Raw genomic sequence first — 19,866 nt, 5'->3', positions numbered from 1 at the left:
CTCCATTCAACAAACTATCAGTCCCAGCTCCATTGCTGTACCCCCATTATACCACATTGGAAGTTATAAGTCAATTGTGGAAAACAAATTAAAATATAAAACAAATTTAAACCTTGATTCACTTGTACCTGTCTGCCGCTTTTCTGAGTGTTTCGCCTATCTTTTCACGCAGGGACTTCGGAAACAGCACCTCGACCTGATCGGCGTACTGTATCGCCCAGTGCAGCATAGCGTCCTCGCTGACACGCACCCTGACTTCCATAAGATCATCGTCAAGGATATGGATATCCGCACCCGTGCCGAACCAGTCCACGATATCGTTCATAAGATGCTGCGGACATCTGAATGTGCATTTGCCCACTTCACCAGCCCACATATTTGGGTGCTCGCGGACGTACTCGCCAAGGTCTATGCCGTTCTCAAAACCTTTCAGCGAGCGCACAGACACTGCCTTATTCTCGATGATATCGATATCCGTTATCCTGTCGGTGCGGAAGACGCTTACACCATCATGCCCCGCAGGATTTCCCAGCATATAGTATCGCCCGTTCAGCGAAAGCAGTTTGTAGGGGCTGACGGTGTAGAGCCTTTTCTCGCCGTTATCGTCAGTTCGCGGGTGTAGCTTAAAATCGGTTCCGTAGTCGCAGTAGCGGAACTGCACCTGCTTTTTGTCGATAGCAGCTTCGTTAAGCAGGGATATGGTGTAAAACAGCGACTTGTTCCCACCGTTTCTCGCAACAGCAGAGGTCATGGCTTTTACGCGCTTTTGGAAGTCTTCCTCACCCAGCTCGGCTATCTTCATAACAAGCCTGTCGCACTGATTTTTCGGCAGATAATTTGAGAACAGCAGGCTGTCGATCATCACACATAACTCGCTCTCGTCCCACTTATGTTCACGTCGGAAGTACCAGTCAGTCATGATATTCTCCTGCGCACCCCGCTTGTTGGTGCGATGACGCTCGGTGTATACCAGCGGATAGTCTGCTTCCAGCAGCATCGAAAGATTATGGCGCACCGTCTTGCGGTCAAGCTTCATGCCGTAGTCCTCCAGCACCAGATCAGCTATCTTCTGCTGAGATATCCTGTGTTCCTCGTCAGTGTGCTTTTTCAGCACTTCAAGAATATAGTGCATATACAGCTTTTTCGGCTTTTTCTCTGCCATGATGATACCTCCCTCGTCGTTTTTGTTTAGAGTATTATAGCACATCAAAACAGATTTTGCAATAGTAGTATGTACGTTTTTTAGGACATGGTCTATTTGGGGATAATGAAAAAGCACCATCATGCCTTCGTGACATAATGGCGCTTAAAGATCCGCTGTAAATCGTCTGTATATAATTGTTTTAGTATGGATAGATTACTTCTTTTGCGCTAGCCAGATAAAGCTCTCTTCTTTGGCAGTTTCCGCTAGTTTGCTTTTTAGTCTTCACCCAGCTTCAATGCCTTGGAGATATTTATCCTGCCTATCAGTCTGCCAAGCACAAGGAATCCCACCAGCAGCATTACTCCAATAACAGTGTAAAGCTTGATGTAATCCCCGCGCTGTGGTATCACCGCAAATTCGGGTACACGGCTGCTTACATCAAGAACGCTCTGGAAAAGCGGTACAAATAGTTCGCTGGTGATGCCGCCTATGAATATCGCCGCAAGTATCGCTACCCCCGAAACCAGTATCTGCTCATACACTATCATGGATATTATCTCGCGGTACTTCATACCCATGGCTCTCAGTATGCCGAACTGCAAAGTCCTGCTCTTTATTGAAAGTATCCAGTATATGAGGAATCCGATTATGCACATTATCATAATGGTGATGAATCCCAGTGTCAGCGCACCGTTCATGCCCTGCAGCATGGGGTCGTTCTTTTTGGTGATGATATCCTGCTTGGTGGAGGTCATGCCTGTGGCGCGGATATGTGCTTCTTCTACAGAATCATAGAACTCCTGCACCGATGCATCGTCATCCAGGTCTATCCATACCTGATAGGGCTCCATATTGGTCTGAACGTTGACGTAGTCGAAATTCATCACGGCGAAGTCCATATAGCTGCCGTCATTGGCTTCGGCATAGGGGTCTAAACTCGGCCAGTAGTCCACAAAAGCCAGCACCGTCACATCAAAGGGTTCGTTGGCACCCCATTCGCACTCAACGGTATCACCCAGTTCAAGACCGTAATCCTTGAAAGACGATGAAAGTATCACACCGGGTGTATACTCTGCAAGGGCTTCAAGATAGTTGTTGATATGGGTCGGCAGAAGTCTCTGCTGGAAGTTTATCACCTCGGCAAACTTAGCAGGCTGGACCGTCATCAGGCGGACATTCCTGTCGATGTTCGAGGACTTGGTGTTCATATCCTGGTCGAGAAGTTCCTCGCGCTTTTTCTCAGCGGATTTTTCAGCTGTGCGCTTCACCACATTCATCTTGCTGCTTTTGATGGTAACGCCATCGCGCCTGAATACCTTGGCGGCAGTTTTCACGCCTGTGAGTTTTTCAAACCTTTCAAAAAGAGGTTCGTTATAAGTCACAACAGTGGCTGTATCAGTGTCGTCCTCGGCTTCTTCGGTCTTTCCCGAACTGCCGCCCATGTTTGCAGAAGATCCCGCATTTTTCCGTGCAGCTTCTGTCTTGCTGGAATACCATTCCTCGGTAAGTACGATATCCGCGCCGTTTTCGTATTCAACTGTTTCCTCTGCATTGCGGTTCAGGGCTCTCGCAGTATTGGCAAAGAATACACCCAGAGATACCGTCAGCACAAGGAACAGCATTAGAAAACGCTCTCTGCCCGTAGCCGACCTGCCTATATTGTTCAGCGAAACATACTGGGCAGGCGACCAGAAACGTTTGCCCGCCCTGCCTATCAGCCTGATGAACAGGGGATATACCCTTATCAGGAAAAGCCCCAGTCCCAGTATAAAAGCTGTGGAAGTCACGAACATCAGGGGATTGATGGTTGCGGTGGTGTCTGTTACACCCAGTTCAAGCAGTTTTGCCTGAGTGCGCTTGTAGTAATACAGCCACGCAAACGAGCCGCCTGCAAGTATCACATCAAGCCCTATCTTCTCCCAGAGCGCCAGCTTTTTCGCCTTGGCTTTTGACTGCTTGTGTTCAACGATGGTAGTCCTTGTTGCGGGGATTATAGGCACAAGGGTGGTCACGAAGAAGACCAGCACTGCCGCCGCCGCATACAAAAATGCTTCGGGGGTGAGTTTCACAGGCATGGCGCGGCGGTTCACAAATTCAAGGAAACCGTTGGAAGCGCCAAGTATCCTGCAAAGCCCCAGACCTGCGAAAGGTCCTGCAATGGCGGTGATAACGCCCAGCACCATTGATTCAAGAGCGTATATCCCCAGCACCTGACGGTTGCTGGCACCTCGGCTTTTGAATACCGCTATCTCGTTCTTTTCCTGCTCGATATTCAGCTTTGATACCATGAACAGGTAGAAGATTATCATGAGTATCACAGGTATCTGCAACAGCCACAGAAGCAGTGTCAGCTGAGTAGAGCGCTTTGCGTAATCGGTGAGGATATCCTTTGCGGGTATCGCAAAGCCGATGCTGTTTTTCTTGAAAGTCTCTTTCTGGGTGTTGTATTTGCTGTTGATGGTCTTCAGCCCTGCGATGTCAAGCTTGGTATAGTCGATGAAATAGTTGTAGTTCACCTTTGCTATATTTATGGCACCTGTGGGTAACATCTCGTTCAGCATGGTGTCGTAGTCGGTGAAAACTGCGGCAGTATAGGCTTCGTCTATGCCCTCCGCCCAGAACGGGTCGTTCTCATCTGCAACATCGATAAGCCCCACAATCTCTATCTTCACAGAACCCAGGTCGTCCATGACATTCGATATCTCATAAACGGTATTTAGCGCAAGTCCGTTGGTCTTCAGGGATTTTTCCGTAGCCATGCACTCAAACACACCGTCAGAGCGCCTGCCCTTTTCCATCATTCTTCCCGATACAGCAGTGGAATGTTCGCATATATCCGACATACCCCCAAGGGTCAGCCTTGCGGGTTCTCCGCCGTTCTCCAGTGAGAATGACTTGCAGTAAAGGTATGAGTCCTGTATCACCTTTTTGCTTCCAGCGCAGGTCAGGTCAAGTTCAGCAAACTGATTATCTGTCAGGGCGGTATATTCTTCCAGATCCTGTATCTGCGCATCGGTCTTCATGCCGCTTTTGAACACGCGGGAGGTGTTGTAAGACCCGGGATATATCATATACTCTTCCTGAAAAGCTTCCATATCCTTTATCAGCATACGCTGAAGAGAAGCGTTCATATATATGGGTATGGTACTCATCATGGCAGAGGCTATAATAAAGCCTATCAGCAGACAGAACACCATCCATTTCGTATTTCGCATCTTGCGAAGCAGAAGTGTAAACATCAGGTTATTGCTCCTCGCTTTTTATTTAAGCACCAGTTCATCGCCCTCTTCAATGCCCGAGATTATCTCGGACTGAGAGCCTGTTGACAGACCTACTTCCACGGGTACAGCTACCTTTTCGCCGTCTTTCAGCACGTATACCACCTTTTCGCCATCCACCTTTTTGATAAGGTTGTTGGATATGACGATGGCATTTTCTGCCTTATCCAGCACGAGAATGACATCTGCCAGCTGTCCCAGCGCATCGGGAGGGATATCCCCATCAAAGCGGACGTAGATATAATCCGATTCGTAGCTGATACCTGACTTGTCCTCTTTATCATGGCTGGCTTTTACTTCTTCCTGATACTCAGCAAGGGCGGCGGGGTTCATGAAAACAATGCCGTCATAGTAATTCTCGTTTATGCGTATCTGCACCTTTGTGTCAATATCGAATTTGCTCATATCCTCGGGCTTTACTGCGATATACAGCGCTGAGGTATCGATAACAGTAGCAACTGTCTGCCCCGAACTTACATTGTCACCCGCACGCACATCCGCAAGCTGAGATACTACGCCGTCAAAGGGTGAGCGCAGTACAGAGCCCTCTTTTTTTGCGCGGAGTTTCTCAAGTTCACGCTCTATCAGCTGTACATCAACATAAGCCGAATCTATCTGCGCCTGAGTGCCGCCGCCTTCCCATATCATATCCACATTCAGCTTGGCTTTTTGCAGATACAGCTCCTTTTCGGCTATCTGGTCATCAAGGTCGGAGGTATCTATCTCGCAGATGGGGTCGTCCTTTTTCACCTTGTCCCCCGCACGGACGTTGAATTCAAGTATAACACCGCTCTGCTTTTCATAGCTGAGGTCGTATTTCCTTTCAGCGGTAACGGTACCCGTGCTGACTATTTTTTTCTCAATATCTTTCCGCTTTGCCACAACAGTGGTATAGCTGACTTCGCTGGCTTTTACCGCAGGAGGTATCGCCGCCTCCTCCTCATCGGGCAGAAGATAACAGCCCGATGTCATAAATACCGCCGCCGCGCACATCAGCGCGGGAAGTGTGGGGAAGAATATCCTTTTTATATCTGCAAGACCATTCATCATGTGTCCCTCCGAAAGTCTTTATTTTGTTGACTCTTTATTTAATCCAAAACTTTAACAGTTATCCCTTTAGCATTGAATTTCTGCATCATTTCATCTGACATCATAGAATCGCTGACAGAAACCTCTTTAAGATTCGGAAGATTCAATAATCCTTCAAAATCTTTAAAATCAGTATGAGCTATATATAACTTCTGTAAGTTATTAAGACTCTCAACGGAAAGCGTACTTAGATTTTCCATTCCTTGCAGATCAAGTTCAACCAAATCTGTACAGCAGGATATACACTGATAATCAATATTTTCATTTGTGGTTATTGTGAGCTTTTTGATTTGCTTTGCTTCCTTTAGTGCAGAGATGTCATTCAGATGTGTTGCATGAATAGACAGATGTTCAAGTTCATGAAGTTCTTCCAGTCCGTTTAAGGATTCTAAGTCGTTACTCATTATACTAAGAGTTTTTAGTTTTTGATTGTTATATAAACAACTCAAATCGGAAAAACTTGCTTGTCCAATAGAAAAGTAGGTCAGGTTTTCACAGCTTGAGATCGGCTCATAATCGATGACATTAGGAGTATCCAGATACAATTTTTCCAAGTTATATAATTCGGCAAGGAAATCAATATTTGTTTCATCATTTCTGAAGAAAAATAATTCTTTTAATTTTGAAAGATGTTTTATCTTATCAAAATCATCGGCTGGATCTAATCTACCTATGGTTATCTCGGTTGATTTGTTGTCATAAACTCTTTTACATATAATAGTGTGAGTGTTAAAAAAAATAAACCCAACAATTGTTGCTGTAATAACTATTATCATTATTATGACTAAGATTATTTTTTTCATAATGGGTCTCCATATAAAGAGTTTTATATAGCAGTTCAAAAATTCATCTGCTGAATCTTTGCATACTACCTAATTATAACATTTTTGGGAAATTTTTGCTATATGCAACAGGACAAAATTAAACTGATATTTTCAGCACTATGCACAAGGCAGTTATATGATATTCGCATATCTTGAATGATGAAACTTACAGCTGTCGGCGGGGTATGCAGGCGGGTCTGTTTGGAAAACAGGACAGGGGAATGGAAGGAAAATATAAGAAAATTAATCTTAAAAAATCTTTACTTTTGCAAAATTGTGTGCTATAATACAGGTATCATAGGGATAGCCGGAAACGGCATGAAAGGATATTATAGTAAACGACATATATTTCAGGACATTCATCGCTCACAGCCACAAAAATCACAGCGTCTGCAAGCGATGAATGTAGAAATCAATATGTCGTTTACTATAAAAAATGAAAGGAAAGATCATATGAAAAAGAAACTTGCACTCGTTCTTTCGCTGATGGTCTGTGCGGCGGCTTTTGCAGGCTGCGGCGGGGGTTCTTCTAAGGAAAATTCCAAAACGACAGAAAACACCTCCAAGGCAGATACTTCCGCAAGCGGAGATACCTCGACCGATGAACCCGCCGAAAAATCGGCTTCGGAGAAACTTCTCGCCGAGTACCCCGTAAATGAGGGCGCTTACGACTTCACACAGGGCGCTACCGAGAATATGCTGGCAAGATCACTGCTGAACCGCGGCGATACTTCACGCCTTGCGGCTAAGATACAGCGTGCAGTCGATGACCCAAAGGCAGTAACGAACATCTGCTATCTGGGCGATTCCATAACCGCAGGCTCTGGAGCTTCGGGCTCGTCAAAGCAGTACACCAACCTCATCACCGCATGGTGGGAGGAAAATCTCAGCCTGTACGTGCTGGGCACTAACGCGGGCATAGGCGCAACGGATTCATACCTCGCCGTACACAGGGTTTACCGCGATGTCCCACAAGATTCGGATATCATTTTTATAGAATTCATCAACGATCAGGATAACGAGCTTTATCAGGCGACCATGGACAGCCTTGTGAGGTACTGCCTTGCCCTTGAAAATCAGCCCGCGGTGATACTTATCGAACCATCCACAGAGGGCGGCGGCTCTCCCCAGAATTCACACCTGAAAGTCGCAGAGAACTATGATCTGCCAATGATATCTTATCACGATGCCATAATCCCCGAGATCGATGCGGGCAATTTTCAGTGGAAAGATACCTCAAACGACAATGTTCACCCCAACGATGCGGGTCACGCTGTAATGGCACAGTGCGTGCTGAACCTCTTTGATCAGGTGAAGGGCGACCTTGAAAACGAAAGCAAGGAAGTCACACCATTTGACCCGTCGGCAGTAGTCTCCCCCACAGGTGACAGATTCGCAGGGGCTACCCTCGGTTCAGCCGATACTCCAGAGCTAGTAGAAGTGGTCGATGAGGGAACTTTCACTGAAAAAGCGCAGTTCGGCAACTTCAACGGCGGCTGGGGCTCAACCACAGGCGGCTCGGCTGTTTTCAAGATAAAGTGTAAGAATCTGGGTATGCTTTATCAGAAGAATGTCAGCGGTACTTTCGGAAAAGTCGCAGTAAAGGTTGACGATAACGCGGCAGTCATCATTGACGGCGATTTCCCCGGTGGCTGGGGCAGCTATCCTAAGGCGGATGAGATATACTCATCAGACGAAACAGCGGAGCACACTGTCACCGTGGAATTTATCAACGGCGATACCGCTCCCGATTTTGAGATACTGAATTGGCTGATAAGCTAACGGATAAACGAAAACTGCCAGGGAAAAGCTCTCTTCCCTGGCAGTTTTATTTCGTTACCTATCAATCTTCATGCTCTCAATAAGCCTGTCAAACATCTCTTTCAGACCTATCTCAGCTTTCCAGCCCAGTGCCTCAGCCTTGCCTGTCGCAAGATTCATCTTCACCTTAGGATTGTAGCCCAGCTTCGTAGCGTCCTCAACGATGTTGAAAACAAGCTTTGTGCCGCTCTCGGGATAATTCTCTATCAGCATCTCAGCCATGCCGCGTATGCTGATGAGGGTGTCCTTGTTTGCGATGTTGTAAGCCTGAGCAACTTCGCCTTTCAGCAGTACCGTGAGTATGCCTGTCACCGCATCGCTTATGTAGCAGTAGTTTCTCTCGGTGGAACCGTCTGTCATCAGCACGATGTCTGTGCCCTCGATTATGGCTCTTGCAAACTGTGCGAAAACTCTGCCGTCATTGTAGCCCACACCTGCGCCCATGCTCTGGCAAAGTCTTGCTACCTTAACAGGTATGCCGTATTCGTGGGCATAAGATGTACACAGTGTTTCCACTATCCTCTTGCCCTCAGAATAACTGCTTCTCACGCTCATGGGGTCGATGCTTCCGAAGGTCTTTTCGTCAACGCTCTCCATACTGAGGTCTACAACACCGTAAACTTCCAGCGATGACAGATATACCATGCCCTCAACATTCTTGGATTTAGCCAGCTCCAGCAGATTCTTGGTACCCTCCAGAGCGGTGTATATGGTCTCCACAGGTGTTTCCACAAATGCCTTTGAGCTTGTTATGCTGGCACCGTGTATTATCAGGTCGATGTCGCCCTCATAGCTGTAAGGAGCAGTAACGTCCTGCACCAGAAATTCCAGTGCTGACTTGTCGGCATACCTGAACAGCTTCTCAGCTTTCTCCTTGTTGCGTACTGCCGCTATGACTTTCAGGCCCAGCCCTTTCTCGGCATCTGCGTTCAGCAGTGTCATTACCAGCTGTCCGCCGATAAGGCCTGTCGCACCTGTTACAAGTATGGTCTTGCCTTTCAGCTTGTCCCAATCTATAATACCTGCACCGGAAGCACGCTCAATGTCCTCCTGCATTATCCTGTTATCCGAAAGCTTCATTATTAGTCCTCCCTTGATATATATGTAATTCAGGCGTTTTCCTGTCCCGCGCTGATTATCCTTGCCGCCATCTCCTCAGCCTGTGCAAAGGTGGAAAGCTCACCGCATTCCGCTCTCAGTTTAGCCGAATTTGGCAGCCCCTTGACGTACCATGCCACGTTTTTACGAGCCTCTTTCATGCCGCGGACTTCGCCCTTGTACCTGCAAAGATAACTGCAATGCTTAAGCATTATCTCCATGCGCTCTTTCAGGTCAGGCTCGGGCAGTTTTTCGCCTGTTTCCAGAAAATGCCTTATCTCGCGGAATACCCAGGGCTTGCCGTAGCTTCCCCGCGCCAGCATCACCAGGTCACAGCCTGTCTCTTCATACATTTTTTTGCAGCTCTCGCCGTCTTTAACATCTCCGTTGCCGAAAACCGGAATACCTACCGCCTGTTTGACCTGCTTTATTATCTCCCAGTCAGCGTCTCCCGAATAGAACTGCTGTCTCGTCCTGCCGTGTACCGCCATAGCCGCGATACCTGTCTGTTCCAGCGCCTTTGCGAATTCTACCGCATTACGCGAGGTATCGTCCCAACCCGCACGGAATTTCACCGTCACGGGACAGCCTGCATTTTTCACGACTTCCCGCGCTATCTCAACTGCACGGGGAGTATCCTTCATAAGTGCCGAACCCGAGCCGTTGCCGACTATCTTAGGCACAGGACACCCCATGTTTATATCGATTATGTCAGGCTTGTATTTACCCAGCAGATAAGCCGCCTTGCCCATATAGTAGGGGTCTTCACCGAATATCTGCAAAGCATAGGGACGTTCTTCTTCCTCTATCTCGCAAAGCTCGCCTGTTTTCTTGTCATTGTAGCAAAGACCCTTTGAGGATATCATCTCGCTGACCATGTAAGCCGCCCCGAATTCTCTGCAAAGAAGCCTGTAAGATTTGTCCGCCACCGATGCCATAGGCGCCAGTGCCGCAGTTTTTTCGACGTTCACTCCGCCGATGCTAACATATTCCATGCTATTCTCCCGAAAAGCGGAGACCGCCGCAAAAAGTGATCTCCGCTCCGTTTAGTTAAATTGATAGTTAAGCCTTGACTTTCAGCCATGCACAAGCGATATCAAGTGCGTCGTAAAGGCTGTCAGTGTCTGCCTGCTTGTCTATGTTGGGCTTGGTAAGGTCGGTAGACATTTTTCTTATCTTGACCTTGTCAGCTACTTCCAGCTCACCCACCTTTTTGGTGTGCTTTATCTCTATCCATACAACGAATTCGTCATACATATTGCCGTAGTACAGCTGATTGCCCTTTCTAACCAGGGGCAGTCCCTTGTATGTGAAAAATTTCTTTACTGCTTCACTCATTATCTCTCCGCCTTTCTGTCTGTTGTGATACCTTTTAAGTATCAGTAGTTTACGTCTATTTTTTTGCCGTTTTTCAGATTCTCGACATTGGTCTTCAGGCTGTCTACCCAGGTGCCCTGTATCCTGTAGGATGTCTTGCCGTTGTGCTTGAAGATGTAACGTCTCGAAGTATCCTTGTAAAGCTCGATAACGTCCTCACCGCCGTCCTTGCGTACCTGCTTGATGATAACAGCGGGCTCACCCTCAGGATCTTCAAAACATATCTCGTTGGTGGGGCATGACATTATGAACTGATAAAGATCCTTATAATTATCTATATCCAGCTCCTTGCCGTCAGCCTTTACCGAAGTTACATCAGCCGCCTTGCCGTTTTCATCCTTGTCGTTGCTTCCGCCGTTGGTAGTCATCTCAAACAGAGTTTCCTTGCCGTCGATAGTCACCGACATATTCGCCAGGTCAACAAGATAGTTGGATGTTATAAGGTTTGATGTAACGTCCTCTATCTTGAAAGTCACCCAGGGCAGACTTGCTTCGGCTATAACATACACCGCATTGCTTCCCGGAACACCGTTCAGTGTGCAGTAGTAGCCCTCAAGTACAGGTGTCTCACCCTCAGCCGCTTCGCTGTATGATTCACCCCCGACTTTCAGCGTGTAGTCATAATCCTCGCCTTTAAGGCTTACCACACACCTCGGTTCGTCAATACCATACTCAGCCAGCTGTTCATCGGTGGGAGCAACTGCCTCACATCTTGCCGCTGTAAGTCCCCACATACCGTGTGTAACATTGCTTGAGCCCGTAATATTAAGATATGAGAATATGGGTTCGCTTATCACCTGGCTCGAAAGCATACTGCTGTCTTCGTTGGGGTCGTTCTCGAATACTACCTGATAGTCCCAGTCGCTGCGGGTAATGATTTCCTTGCCGTATTCAGGCCAGTCCTCATTGTTCACAGGCTTTTCTATCAGCGAAAGGTTTGCAAAATCCTTTGCACCTTTCAGCATATCCGCGATGCGCGTGCCCAGTATCATGTATACCGTGCTGTCATCTTCAAGCTTGATGTAGGTGTACTTCGAATCGGGAGCCACATCACCGACCAGTATTTTCTTTGAAGTACCGTCAGTGTAGCCCACCTCAAAAGAAGCTCTTGGCTCTTCCAGCCCGTACTTTGAAAGCTCCTTTGCGTCCTCTTCGGCTATCTTTGAAGCTTCCAGATTACCGCAGTCGGAGATCATGCTTTCCTTCATCGCACTGTTCTGGTTCACCGAGACTATCTCCTCCACCGTCCACGAACTTTTGCCCGAAGCGGGCTTGTCCAGCGTGAAGCCGCCGTTCTCGTTTTCGGCTTTTATGGAGACTATCTCCTCTTCGCCTTTTTCCAGTACGATGTAGTGTTCCATCTCAGCGGCAGAAGATACTGTATCCGCCGCCGAGCTTTCTTCCTTTTTGTTTTTATCTTTGTCCGTGGCGTTCAGGAAGACCAGCATACCCGCCAGACTTGCCGCGACAACGCCGCAGATAATGATACCTTGTACCTTGCCGTTCATTACTTATTCTTTCTCCTTAACCATACGAACAGTCCTGTGCCCAGTACCGCAAGGGGTATTATCACGCAGAATGTCCACATCAGTATGGACTTCTTGCTCTGGTCGATATCAAAGGCAGTGCCCTTAAGTGTCTTGGGCTTGATGAATACGCCGTCGGACTTGTGGGTTATGCCCGCGATAATACTGAAGAAATACTCGCTGTTGCCGTACTGCTGTGCCGAAAGTATATTCGACTGCAGCAGATACTCCGAACCAAAGCACAGCACATTGCTGTAGGATGTCTCACCGCTTCCGTCATCAGCGAATTTCGCCTTTGAACCGATAGCAAATAAGCACTGCTGTCCGTTTGTAAGTGTCTCAGATGGCACCATCTGGAAACTCTCGTTGTACTTCAGCTTGGAAGTGTACGCATTTTCAGTAGTCTTTACATACTGCTGGGTAGTTATCATGCCCTGCTGCTCGTAAAGGGTATTGACAGGTCTTGTGAACATCGAACTTATCACCAGATCCTTGTTCAGTACGTCCTGATTGAAGTCCGAAGAAAGATCGGTGGAAAGTGTGCAGTAGGGATAGTTGATGTAGTTGTCGCCGAAGGTCTCGCATACAACGCCCTCACCCACAGACAATCCGTACTCTTCAAGGAACTCGTCAAGGTTAGGTGTCTTGTCCTGACTGTATGAAGCCACATAGATAAGCTGTTTGCCCAGCTTATTTCCGTTGTTAAGAAAATCGCTGACTTTCTGTACTTCCTCTGGCAGATAATCCACCGTAGGTGCAGGTATAACAGCAATATCGGTTTCAGCAGGTATCTCGTCCTTGGTGATGTCTATCTCGTTAACATTGTATCCGTTAGCCACCAGAAGTGTCTTGAAATAGGAGAAAGGTGAGGTATGGGTATTGAGATCGCTGACCTCTGATCTTCCCGTCAGGAAAGTAACATATACAGGGTCGGGATCGGTAACAGTCATCAGCGCCGAGGTAAATGCCTGTTCAGCGTTTGAAGAATCTACATAAGTGCCGTAGTAAGCCAGAAAATTCAAGTCGCTTCCTATCTGTTCCCTCAGCAGATCAATGCTGTAGCCTGACTGTGAAAGCTGTGAAACGAAATCATCTTTAAAGCTCAGCAGGTCTACCATGCCCAGCTTTCTCGTTCTCTTAACAGTCTCGCCGTCAACCTCGCTGCTTGTCTCGAATATGATATCGAAATTGGATATCGTATCGCTGTAGCTCTTAATAACATCAGGGTTTGAATCTATATCCATAAATCTGTAGGATATGTGATGATTCATTTTGCAGTAGTTTTTAAGAAGTTCTATAGCCTGTTTGTTGTAGGACGAATAGTTGATGAATGTATCCTCGTCCGCAAATATAGTTACAAGTACATCCCTGTCAACGTTCTTGACATACTCCTCCGATTCTTCGGTCATGGAGTAAATCTTTTCCTTTGTAAGGTCGATATTTATGGGATAGCGCTCAAAAAGCACAGTAGTGACAACGTTCAAAAGCACCAGCACTGCCAGGAATACACAGGTAAGTGCCGTAGCCATAGTGCCGTGTTTCAGCTTTTTGGCAACAACGCCCTCAAGCTCATTATCCTTGATCTTCTTTTTGGACTTCTTCTCCTCGTCAACAAGTTTTTTGAGCTTATCAGAATTGCTTGAGGTGACTTTTTCTTCTTTGTTTTCCATTGCAGACACCTCCTAGCTCCAGCGGCGCTTTTCAAGCACTCTCACTGTAAGGAACAGGAAAGCCGCCACAGCGCTTATAAAGAATATCACATTGGAAAAATTGAATATCCCGTAAGTGAACTCGATGTACCTCTCACCGAAGGAAGTTTTCTCCAGCGCAGTCCTCAGACCCTCTATCACCTTTGTGTACCAGTGACCTTCGTCCAGCGCAGGCAGAAGTCCGCCGATGGTGGAAAGGAAAGATACCGCGATAAGTGCTATAAAGCTTATTACCGCAGCCACTACCTGGCTCTCCGTAAATGAAGAGCAGAATATGCCTATTGCGATGAACGCAGCGCCCAGCAGCAACAGAGCAACTATATTGCCCACTATAACGTTCCAGTCAGGTTCACCGTATATGGATACTACAACAGCCATCACAGCAGTGATGGAAACAGCAGCCATGTATACCAGAAAAGCTGCAAGGAACTTGCCGAAAACTATACCGCCCAGACTTACAGGGGCAGTCAGCAGACACTGGTCTGTCCTTGTCCTCTTCTCGTCCGATATGGTACGCATGGTAAGTATTGGTATCAGTACGTTAAGTATGGTCAGCAGTGAAGAAAACATGCTGTCCAGCTTGGCATATCCGCTGTTAAGACTTAATGTCGAAAACATAAGTCCCGCATAAGCGAAAAATGCCGCAATAAAAATATAGCCGATAGGGGAGGTGAAATAGCTGCGCACCTCACGCCTGAAAATAGCGCCCATCAGTTCTCAGCCTCCTCATAATTATCATCTTCGAGAGCGGGTATTGCCTCGCCCATAGTAAGTTTCAGGAAGATATCCTCCAGATTCATCTCTGCGCTCTTCAGCTCCAGTATCGTGAAGCCGTTTTCAGCCATCTTTTTGAACAGGTCGTAGCGTATCTCCTTGCCCTCAGCCGATTCAATACGGTAATCGCAGATATCGTTCTTGTGCTCGGCATCGCAGTATACCTTATCAACACCGTCGATGCTCTGTATCAGGCGCATAACCGAGTCCTTCTTGCCGTCTATCCTGCATATGAACTTGTTGTCGCCTGTCAGCTTGTGTGAAAGGTTCTCTTCAGTATCATTTGCAACGACTCTTCCCTCGTTTATAACGACTATCCTGTCGCATACAGCCTGTACTTCCGAGAGTATATGCGATGAAAGTATCACAGTATGATTCTTTCCCAGCTTTCTGATAAGTGTTCTTATCTCGATTATCTGCTTGGGGTCAAGGCCAACAGTAGGCTCGTCCAGTATCAGCACCTTGGGGTTTCCCACCAGCGCCTGCGCCAGTCCGACTCTCTGTTTGTAACCCTTTGAAAGGTTCTTTATCAGCCTGTTGTAAACATGGTCTATCTTCACAAGGCTGCAAATATCCTGCAAATGGGATATCTTCGGCAGCTTGCACTTTTTCAGGTCGTATATGAAGTACAGATACTCCTTGACCGTCATATCAAGGTAAAGGGGCGGTATCTCAGGCAGATATCCGATGTTCCTCTTGGCCTTCACAGGGTCTTCAAGTATATCGATACCGTCTATCAGCGCCTTGCCCGCAGTGCATGAGATGTATCCCGTGAGAATGTTCATCGTGGTGGATTTTCCCGCACCGTTAGGTCCCAGAAAACCCAGCACCTCACCGTCCTCAGCCTTGAAGCTGATATTGTTCACGGCTTTTTTGTCGCCGTAATGCTTTGATAAATTAATAACCTCTATCAATTTTACTTTCCTCCCTAAAGGAAATTTGTGCATCATAAAGCAGGTCCAAAAGCACGGCAAAATGTCAGAATATGCCATTTTTACCATTAGTGCCGACTACCCACTATAAATATATCTCCCCACTGTGTAAGCCCTGTGACAGCTTACGGAAAACCGCGGATTATTACCCCTTTTTCTTTGCCCGTCTTACCGCTTATCCGTCATTCGGGATCAATATACGTATCTGTATCTATGCCCAGTTCTTCGGCAACAGCCCGTATGCTGAAATTATCTGCATCAAAGTCCTTGCCCTGTACCTTGCATTCTGTCGCCAGTGTTTCCCAGTTCTGATCGCTGTTCTGTTTTCTAAGTATGAAGCAGTAAGTCTGGGGGTCTTTGGTAAGTGCAGTATAGTCACTGAATATATTATTGAACTTCTCAGTGAGCTCCTCGGTTTTTGTTTCATCAAAGATGTCGAAGTTCACTTTTATATAGCTGTGCTTATCGCAAGCCCAGTCAGCCAGATTCGTACCAACATACTTTACGCCGCTGCCCGGTGTGATGAATTCGGATACCCTGTCGGGATCCATTCCCATAAGTCTGCAGTTTATCAGCTGAGCATGTATGCTAAATTCGTCGCCGTTAAGAGAAAGCATATTGTTTGTGTTCGCAGATTCTTTAAAATACTTTGAAAGTATCTGATCCGCTATCTCTTCACAGATCTCTCTGCTCTGCGCTTCTTCCACAAGGTCAGCCACCATACGGTCGTTTGTATAAGCGATATACTTTTTGTTTTCGCTGTCACCGCGGTTGAGGACCATTTTTGTAGTTCTGTCCTCTCCGTCATTAGCGGTGTATACCACCTGCCATGTGTATTCCGTGCGGTCCTCCGCATCGAATCTCTGCTCCATAGGTTTGCTTATGCTGTAATTGCCGTCAAAAGCATAGTCCAGATATTCCTTGTAGTCCTTTTCCATATCTGGCACTTTTGCTTTTCCGCATCCCGTCAGCAGCAGCGCCGCAGATACTGCGGCTATTGTAAGTCTTGTTCTGATATGTTTCATATTTGTACCACGTTGTATTCCTGGTTTTATTCTACCCCGTAAAACTCCCGTACCTTTAGTGTATCCTTTGCTATCTGAGCTTTCAGCTCATCAATGCTGTCAAATCCTTTTTCGGGACGTATGAACTTGTCTAACAGTATCTCTATCTCTTTTCCGTAAAGGTCGCCCTTGTAATCAAGGATATAAGTTTCAGCCAAAGGCGCGTCGTGAGCTTTCAGCGTAGGCTTCACGCCGATGTTCGTCACACCGAACTTCTCTTCATCCCCGATAAGTACCCTTGTGGCATATACCCCGAATTTCGGCATGATCTGCCCCTGAGGTATCACCTGATTTATCGTGGGAAAATTCCACTGCCTGCCTAACTGTCTGCCGTGCTCAACTACCAGCCTCAGCCCGAATATATATCCCAACAATTCGTTAGCCTGCTCTATCCGACCCGTGCGTATGCACTCGCGTATCACCGTCGAGCTCACTTCTTCGCCCTTATAGCTCAGCTTGTCGCAGACCCTTACATCTATGCCGTATATCCTGCCGTAAAGCTCCAGCGTGTTGCAGTCGCCCTCCGCCCCTTTGCCGAAGCGGAAATCACTGCCGCATACAACAGCTTTGCAGCCCAGAAGTCCCACCAGTATATCCTTGACAAATTCTTCCGCAGACATACCTTTAAGCTCATGAAAAGCAGGGGAGTATATAAGGTCAACTCCCATGTTCTCGAAATGCCTGCGCTTTTCCTCATCGCTGAGTATCATTTCTATCCTGCCGTCGTGACCTTTAGAAGTTACCGTGTCGGTCCTGAAAGTAAATACCGCCGACCTCACGCCAAGCTCAGCCGCCAGCGACAGCGCATTGTTTATGACCAGCCTGTGCCCCCTGTGAACGCCGTCAAACAGCCCCAGCGCACAGACAGTCCCCTTGTCGGGCGAAAAGCCCCTGTCGATATCTTTCAAATCAAATCATTCCTCGATCATACGAAAAAATTCTTGACGCTCCGAAATCCTCCGTCAGTCATTCTGCCAAGCCCGATGAAACCGCCGTCCGCACCGTATACACGGTAGACTTTATCGTCCTCAGCGCCTGCCTGCTCTGCCCTCAGCTTAACGCCGTTCCTGTAAAGTCCCGTGACTTTCTCGTTAAGCTTCAGCGCAGGATAGACCTCAAAGCATTTGTCGAGCCGTGTAAGCACGCCCTCAGCACCGCTCTCACCGACTATCCTCTGTATATCCTCTATACTCAGACATTCTTCCAGCGCCAGCCCTGCCGAGTACGTCCTCACCAGTGAGGTCATAGCCCCGCCGCAGCCCAGCATATCGCCGATGTCGTTTATTATAGTGCGTATATACGTGCCTTTTTCGCAAAGCACCGTCATGTGCCCCTCGCGGGTCACCTCGTCATAATCATCTATCACCAGCGAAAGCACATTTATCTCCCTCGCCTGACGTTCAATTATCTTGCCCTCGCGTGCCAGCTCGTAAAGCTTTTTGCCGTCCACCTTTACAGCTGAATACATAGGCGGCACCTGCATAGTCCTGCCGATGAACTTCTCAGCCGCCACCTGCAGTTCTTCAAGAGATACAGCCCTGCCGTCCTCTTTCAGCACCTTGCCCGTGATATCCTGAGTGTCAGTGGTTATGCCAAGCCTGAATCCCGCATGATAGCCTTTTTTTACATCGGGCAGAATATCGCAGGCTTTCGTGGCTTTTCCCACAAATACAGGAAGTACGCCCTCTGCCATAGGGTCAAGAGTTCCCCCATGACCTATCTTGCGGGTATGCAGTATCCCCCGCATTTTAGCCACCACATCGAAGGATGTCCAGCCCGCAGGCTTGTATACCGCGATAACGCCGCTTATTTCCTGTCCTGTCATATCCCGAGTACCTGCCCTGCTTTTTCCAGCAGCTGTGCTTTCACTTCTTCCAGCGTGCCCTTGATCTCACAGCCCGCCGCACGTATGTGTCCGCCGCCGCCGAATAATCCGCAGAATGCCGAAGCGTCCATCTCATCGGTAGTTCTCACCGATATCTTGTAGACGTTGCTGTGCCTCTGCTTTACCGTGATGCCCAGTACCACGCCCTCAGCCGAAAGTGGTATCGAAGCCAGTCCGTCGAACTCCGCAGGGTCAGCCCCACAGCGCTCCATAAGCTCCGTAGTTATGGTTATCATCGCGCACTTGTCGTTCAGATAATACTCCATTCCGCCTGTAACAGCTTGCTCGACTTTCAGCCTGCCCTTGCTTTTCACATCGAACATCTTCCTGTTCACGTTAGCAAAGTCAATATCGTAAGCCATAAGCTCTGCCGCCGCCATATGGGTCTCGGGAGTTGTGTTCTCGTACTTGAAACAGCCTGTATCAGTGGCGATACCCGTGTACAGACACTTCGCTGTGATATCTCTCAGCTTCCTGCCGGATTCCTTGAATATCTTGTAAAGGATATGCGCCGCCGCAGCCGTCTGCCCCTCCACATGGGTGAGCTTCGCAAAATGCTTGTTGGATATGTGATGGTCGATGCAAAGGTCTACCATGCCAGCCTGCTGATACTTTGCCAGCCCGCTGCCCATCAGTGAAACATCGGCTATATCCACAGCTATGATGTACTCAGGCTCAAAATCCTGCTCCTTGTACTCAGTGTACATAAAATCATACCTGTCAGGAAAACCATCCGAGTTCACCACATTAGCCAGTTTGCCCATATCTCTCAGAAAATAGCACAGCCCGAAGCCGCTGCCCAGTGTATCACCGTCAGGGCTTTTGTGTGTCAATATGAGAAATTTGTCATTTTCTTCAAATATCCTGTTTATCTCGCTGTATTCCATACAATAGCCCTTTCTATAACGGTCAGTCCTCTGCGGACTCCTCAACGTCCTCTTCATCTTCGGGACGCTCCTCTTTTACCAGCTCTCTCAGCTTCTTGGTTATAGCCGCTGAATGTTCGATCGAATCATCAGCAACAAATTTCAGCTCGGGACACTTCTTCAGACCAAGTACGTTGGATATCTCCCTCTTGAGATATCCCGTAGCCGATTCAAATCCCTTTACAGCCTTTCTGGCTTCCTCCAGCCCTCTGAAGCTGGAAATGTATACCTTGCAGAAAGAGCCGTCCCTTGCCACATCGCAGCGTACTACGGTCAGGAACTCTCCTCCGTTTATCCTCGGGTCTTTCAGGTCTGCCATCTTTCCCGAGATTATCCTTCTGATATCCTCGGACATACGTCCTGCCTTGTGTGATGCCATTTATATAGCTCCTTCCCTGTGTCATTGTTACAGACAGTCT

The 19,866-nt window shown here is 47.6% G+C and carries 17 protein-coding genes; 1 reads left to right on the top strand and 16 read right to left on the bottom strand.

Annotated features, from left to right (window positions below; translation table 11 throughout):
* Window positions 1-118: 118 nt before the first annotated feature.
* From BM265_RS07640 to BM265_RS07625, 4 genes are all read right to left on the bottom strand, one after another.
* Window positions 119-1,162, bottom strand: coding sequence for a helix-turn-helix transcriptional regulator (locus BM265_RS07640; RefSeq protein ID WP_074960991.1), 1,044 nt, complete (start codon window positions 1,160-1,162; stop codon window positions 119-121).
* 257 nt (window positions 1,163-1,419) lie between these two features.
* On the bottom strand, window positions 1,420-4,383 hold the full coding sequence (locus BM265_RS07635; protein WP_074960990.1) for an ABC transporter permease: 2,964 nt from the start codon (window positions 4,381-4,383) through the stop codon (window positions 1,420-1,422).
* Between the two features lie 21 nt (window positions 4,384-4,404).
* The gene (locus BM265_RS07630; RefSeq protein WP_242940801.1) at window positions 4,405-5,469 is read right to left on the bottom strand and encodes an efflux RND transporter periplasmic adaptor subunit; all 1,065 of its coding nucleotides are present in this window, start codon (window positions 5,467-5,469) and stop codon (window positions 4,405-4,407) included.
* A gap of 41 nt (window positions 5,470-5,510) precedes the next feature.
* Window positions 5,511-6,314: a leucine-rich repeat domain-containing protein gene (locus BM265_RS07625; RefSeq protein WP_074960988.1), complete on the bottom strand. Its 804-nt coding sequence runs from the start codon at window positions 6,312-6,314 to the stop codon at window positions 5,511-5,513.
* Window positions 6,315-6,788: 474 nt separating this feature from the next.
* Here BM265_RS07625 and BM265_RS07620 point away from each other — a divergent pair, with 474 nt between their 5' ends.
* The gene (locus BM265_RS07620) at window positions 6,789-8,117 is read left to right on the top strand and encodes an SGNH/GDSL hydrolase family protein (RefSeq protein WP_074960987.1); all 1,329 of its coding nucleotides are present in this window, start codon (window positions 6,789-6,791) and stop codon (window positions 8,115-8,117) included.
* 54 nt (window positions 8,118-8,171) lie between these two features.
* Here the strand turns inward: BM265_RS07620 and BM265_RS07615 are convergent, their stop codons facing one another.
* From BM265_RS07615 to rbfA, 12 genes are all read right to left on the bottom strand, one after another.
* Window positions 8,172-9,236 (bottom strand): NAD-dependent epimerase/dehydratase family protein, encoded by a 1,065-nt coding sequence (locus tag BM265_RS07615; protein ID WP_074960986.1) that lies wholly within the window; start codon window positions 9,234-9,236, stop codon window positions 8,172-8,174.
* Between the two features lie 29 nt (window positions 9,237-9,265).
* On the bottom strand, window positions 9,266-10,249 hold the full coding sequence (gene dusB / locus BM265_RS07610) for a tRNA dihydrouridine synthase DusB (protein WP_074960985.1): 984 nt from the start codon (window positions 10,247-10,249) through the stop codon (window positions 9,266-9,268).
* 67 nt (window positions 10,250-10,316) lie between these two features.
* Window positions 10,317-10,592 (bottom strand): hypothetical protein, encoded by a 276-nt coding sequence (locus BM265_RS07605; RefSeq protein WP_074832245.1) that lies wholly within the window; start codon window positions 10,590-10,592, stop codon window positions 10,317-10,319.
* Window positions 10,593-10,633: 41 nt separating this feature from the next.
* A complete protein-coding gene (locus tag BM265_RS07600) occupies window positions 10,634-12,139 on the bottom strand; it encodes a DUF4340 domain-containing protein (RefSeq protein ID WP_074960984.1) in 1,506 nt (501 codons plus the stop codon).
* On the bottom strand, window positions 12,139-13,827 hold the full coding sequence (locus tag BM265_RS07595; protein ID WP_074960983.1) for a GldG family protein: 1,689 nt from the start codon (window positions 13,825-13,827) through the stop codon (window positions 12,139-12,141). The genes BM265_RS07600 and BM265_RS07595 overlap by 1 nt, the downstream gene beginning before the upstream one ends.
* Before the next feature lie 12 nt (window positions 13,828-13,839).
* Entirely contained in the window at window positions 13,840-14,577 is a 738-nt protein-coding gene (locus BM265_RS07590; protein WP_074960982.1) for an ABC transporter permease subunit, read from the bottom strand.
* Window positions 14,577-15,554 (bottom strand): ABC transporter ATP-binding protein, encoded by a 978-nt coding sequence (locus BM265_RS07585; RefSeq protein WP_074960981.1) that lies wholly within the window; start codon window positions 15,552-15,554, stop codon window positions 14,577-14,579. The genes BM265_RS07590 and BM265_RS07585 overlap by 1 nt, the downstream gene beginning before the upstream one ends.
* Before the next feature lie 200 nt (window positions 15,555-15,754).
* Complete coding sequence (locus BM265_RS07580; RefSeq protein ID WP_074960980.1) at window positions 15,755-16,597, bottom strand: hypothetical protein; 843 nt, start codon at window positions 16,595-16,597, stop codon at window positions 15,755-15,757.
* Between the two features lie 26 nt (window positions 16,598-16,623).
* Entirely contained in the window at window positions 16,624-17,544 is a 921-nt protein-coding gene (gene ribF / locus BM265_RS07575; RefSeq protein WP_074960979.1) for a riboflavin biosynthesis protein RibF, read from the bottom strand.
* Window positions 17,545-17,561: 17 nt separating this feature from the next.
* Window positions 17,562-18,461, bottom strand: coding sequence for a tRNA pseudouridine(55) synthase TruB (truB, locus tag BM265_RS07570; RefSeq protein WP_074960978.1), 900 nt, complete (start codon window positions 18,459-18,461; stop codon window positions 17,562-17,564).
* A complete protein-coding gene (locus tag BM265_RS07565; protein WP_242940800.1) occupies window positions 18,458-19,465 on the bottom strand; it encodes a DHH family phosphoesterase in 1,008 nt (335 codons plus the stop codon). Before BM265_RS07565 ends, truB begins: the two co-directional genes overlap by 4 nt.
* Complete coding sequence (rbfA, locus tag BM265_RS07560) at window positions 19,431-19,826, bottom strand: 30S ribosome-binding factor RbfA (protein ID WP_074960976.1); 396 nt, start codon at window positions 19,824-19,826, stop codon at window positions 19,431-19,433. Before rbfA ends, BM265_RS07565 begins: the two co-directional genes overlap by 35 nt.
* Window positions 19,827-19,866: the final 40 nt, after the last annotated feature.

The sequence above is a fragment of the Hominimerdicola alba genome (assembly GCF_900112155.1).
GTDB classification, from domain to species: Bacteria; Bacillota; Clostridia; order Oscillospirales; family Ruminococcaceae; genus Hominimerdicola; species Hominimerdicola alba_D.
The sequence above is the reverse complement of the archived record's forward strand: the minus strand, read 5'-3'. Positions and strand labels throughout refer to the sequence as shown.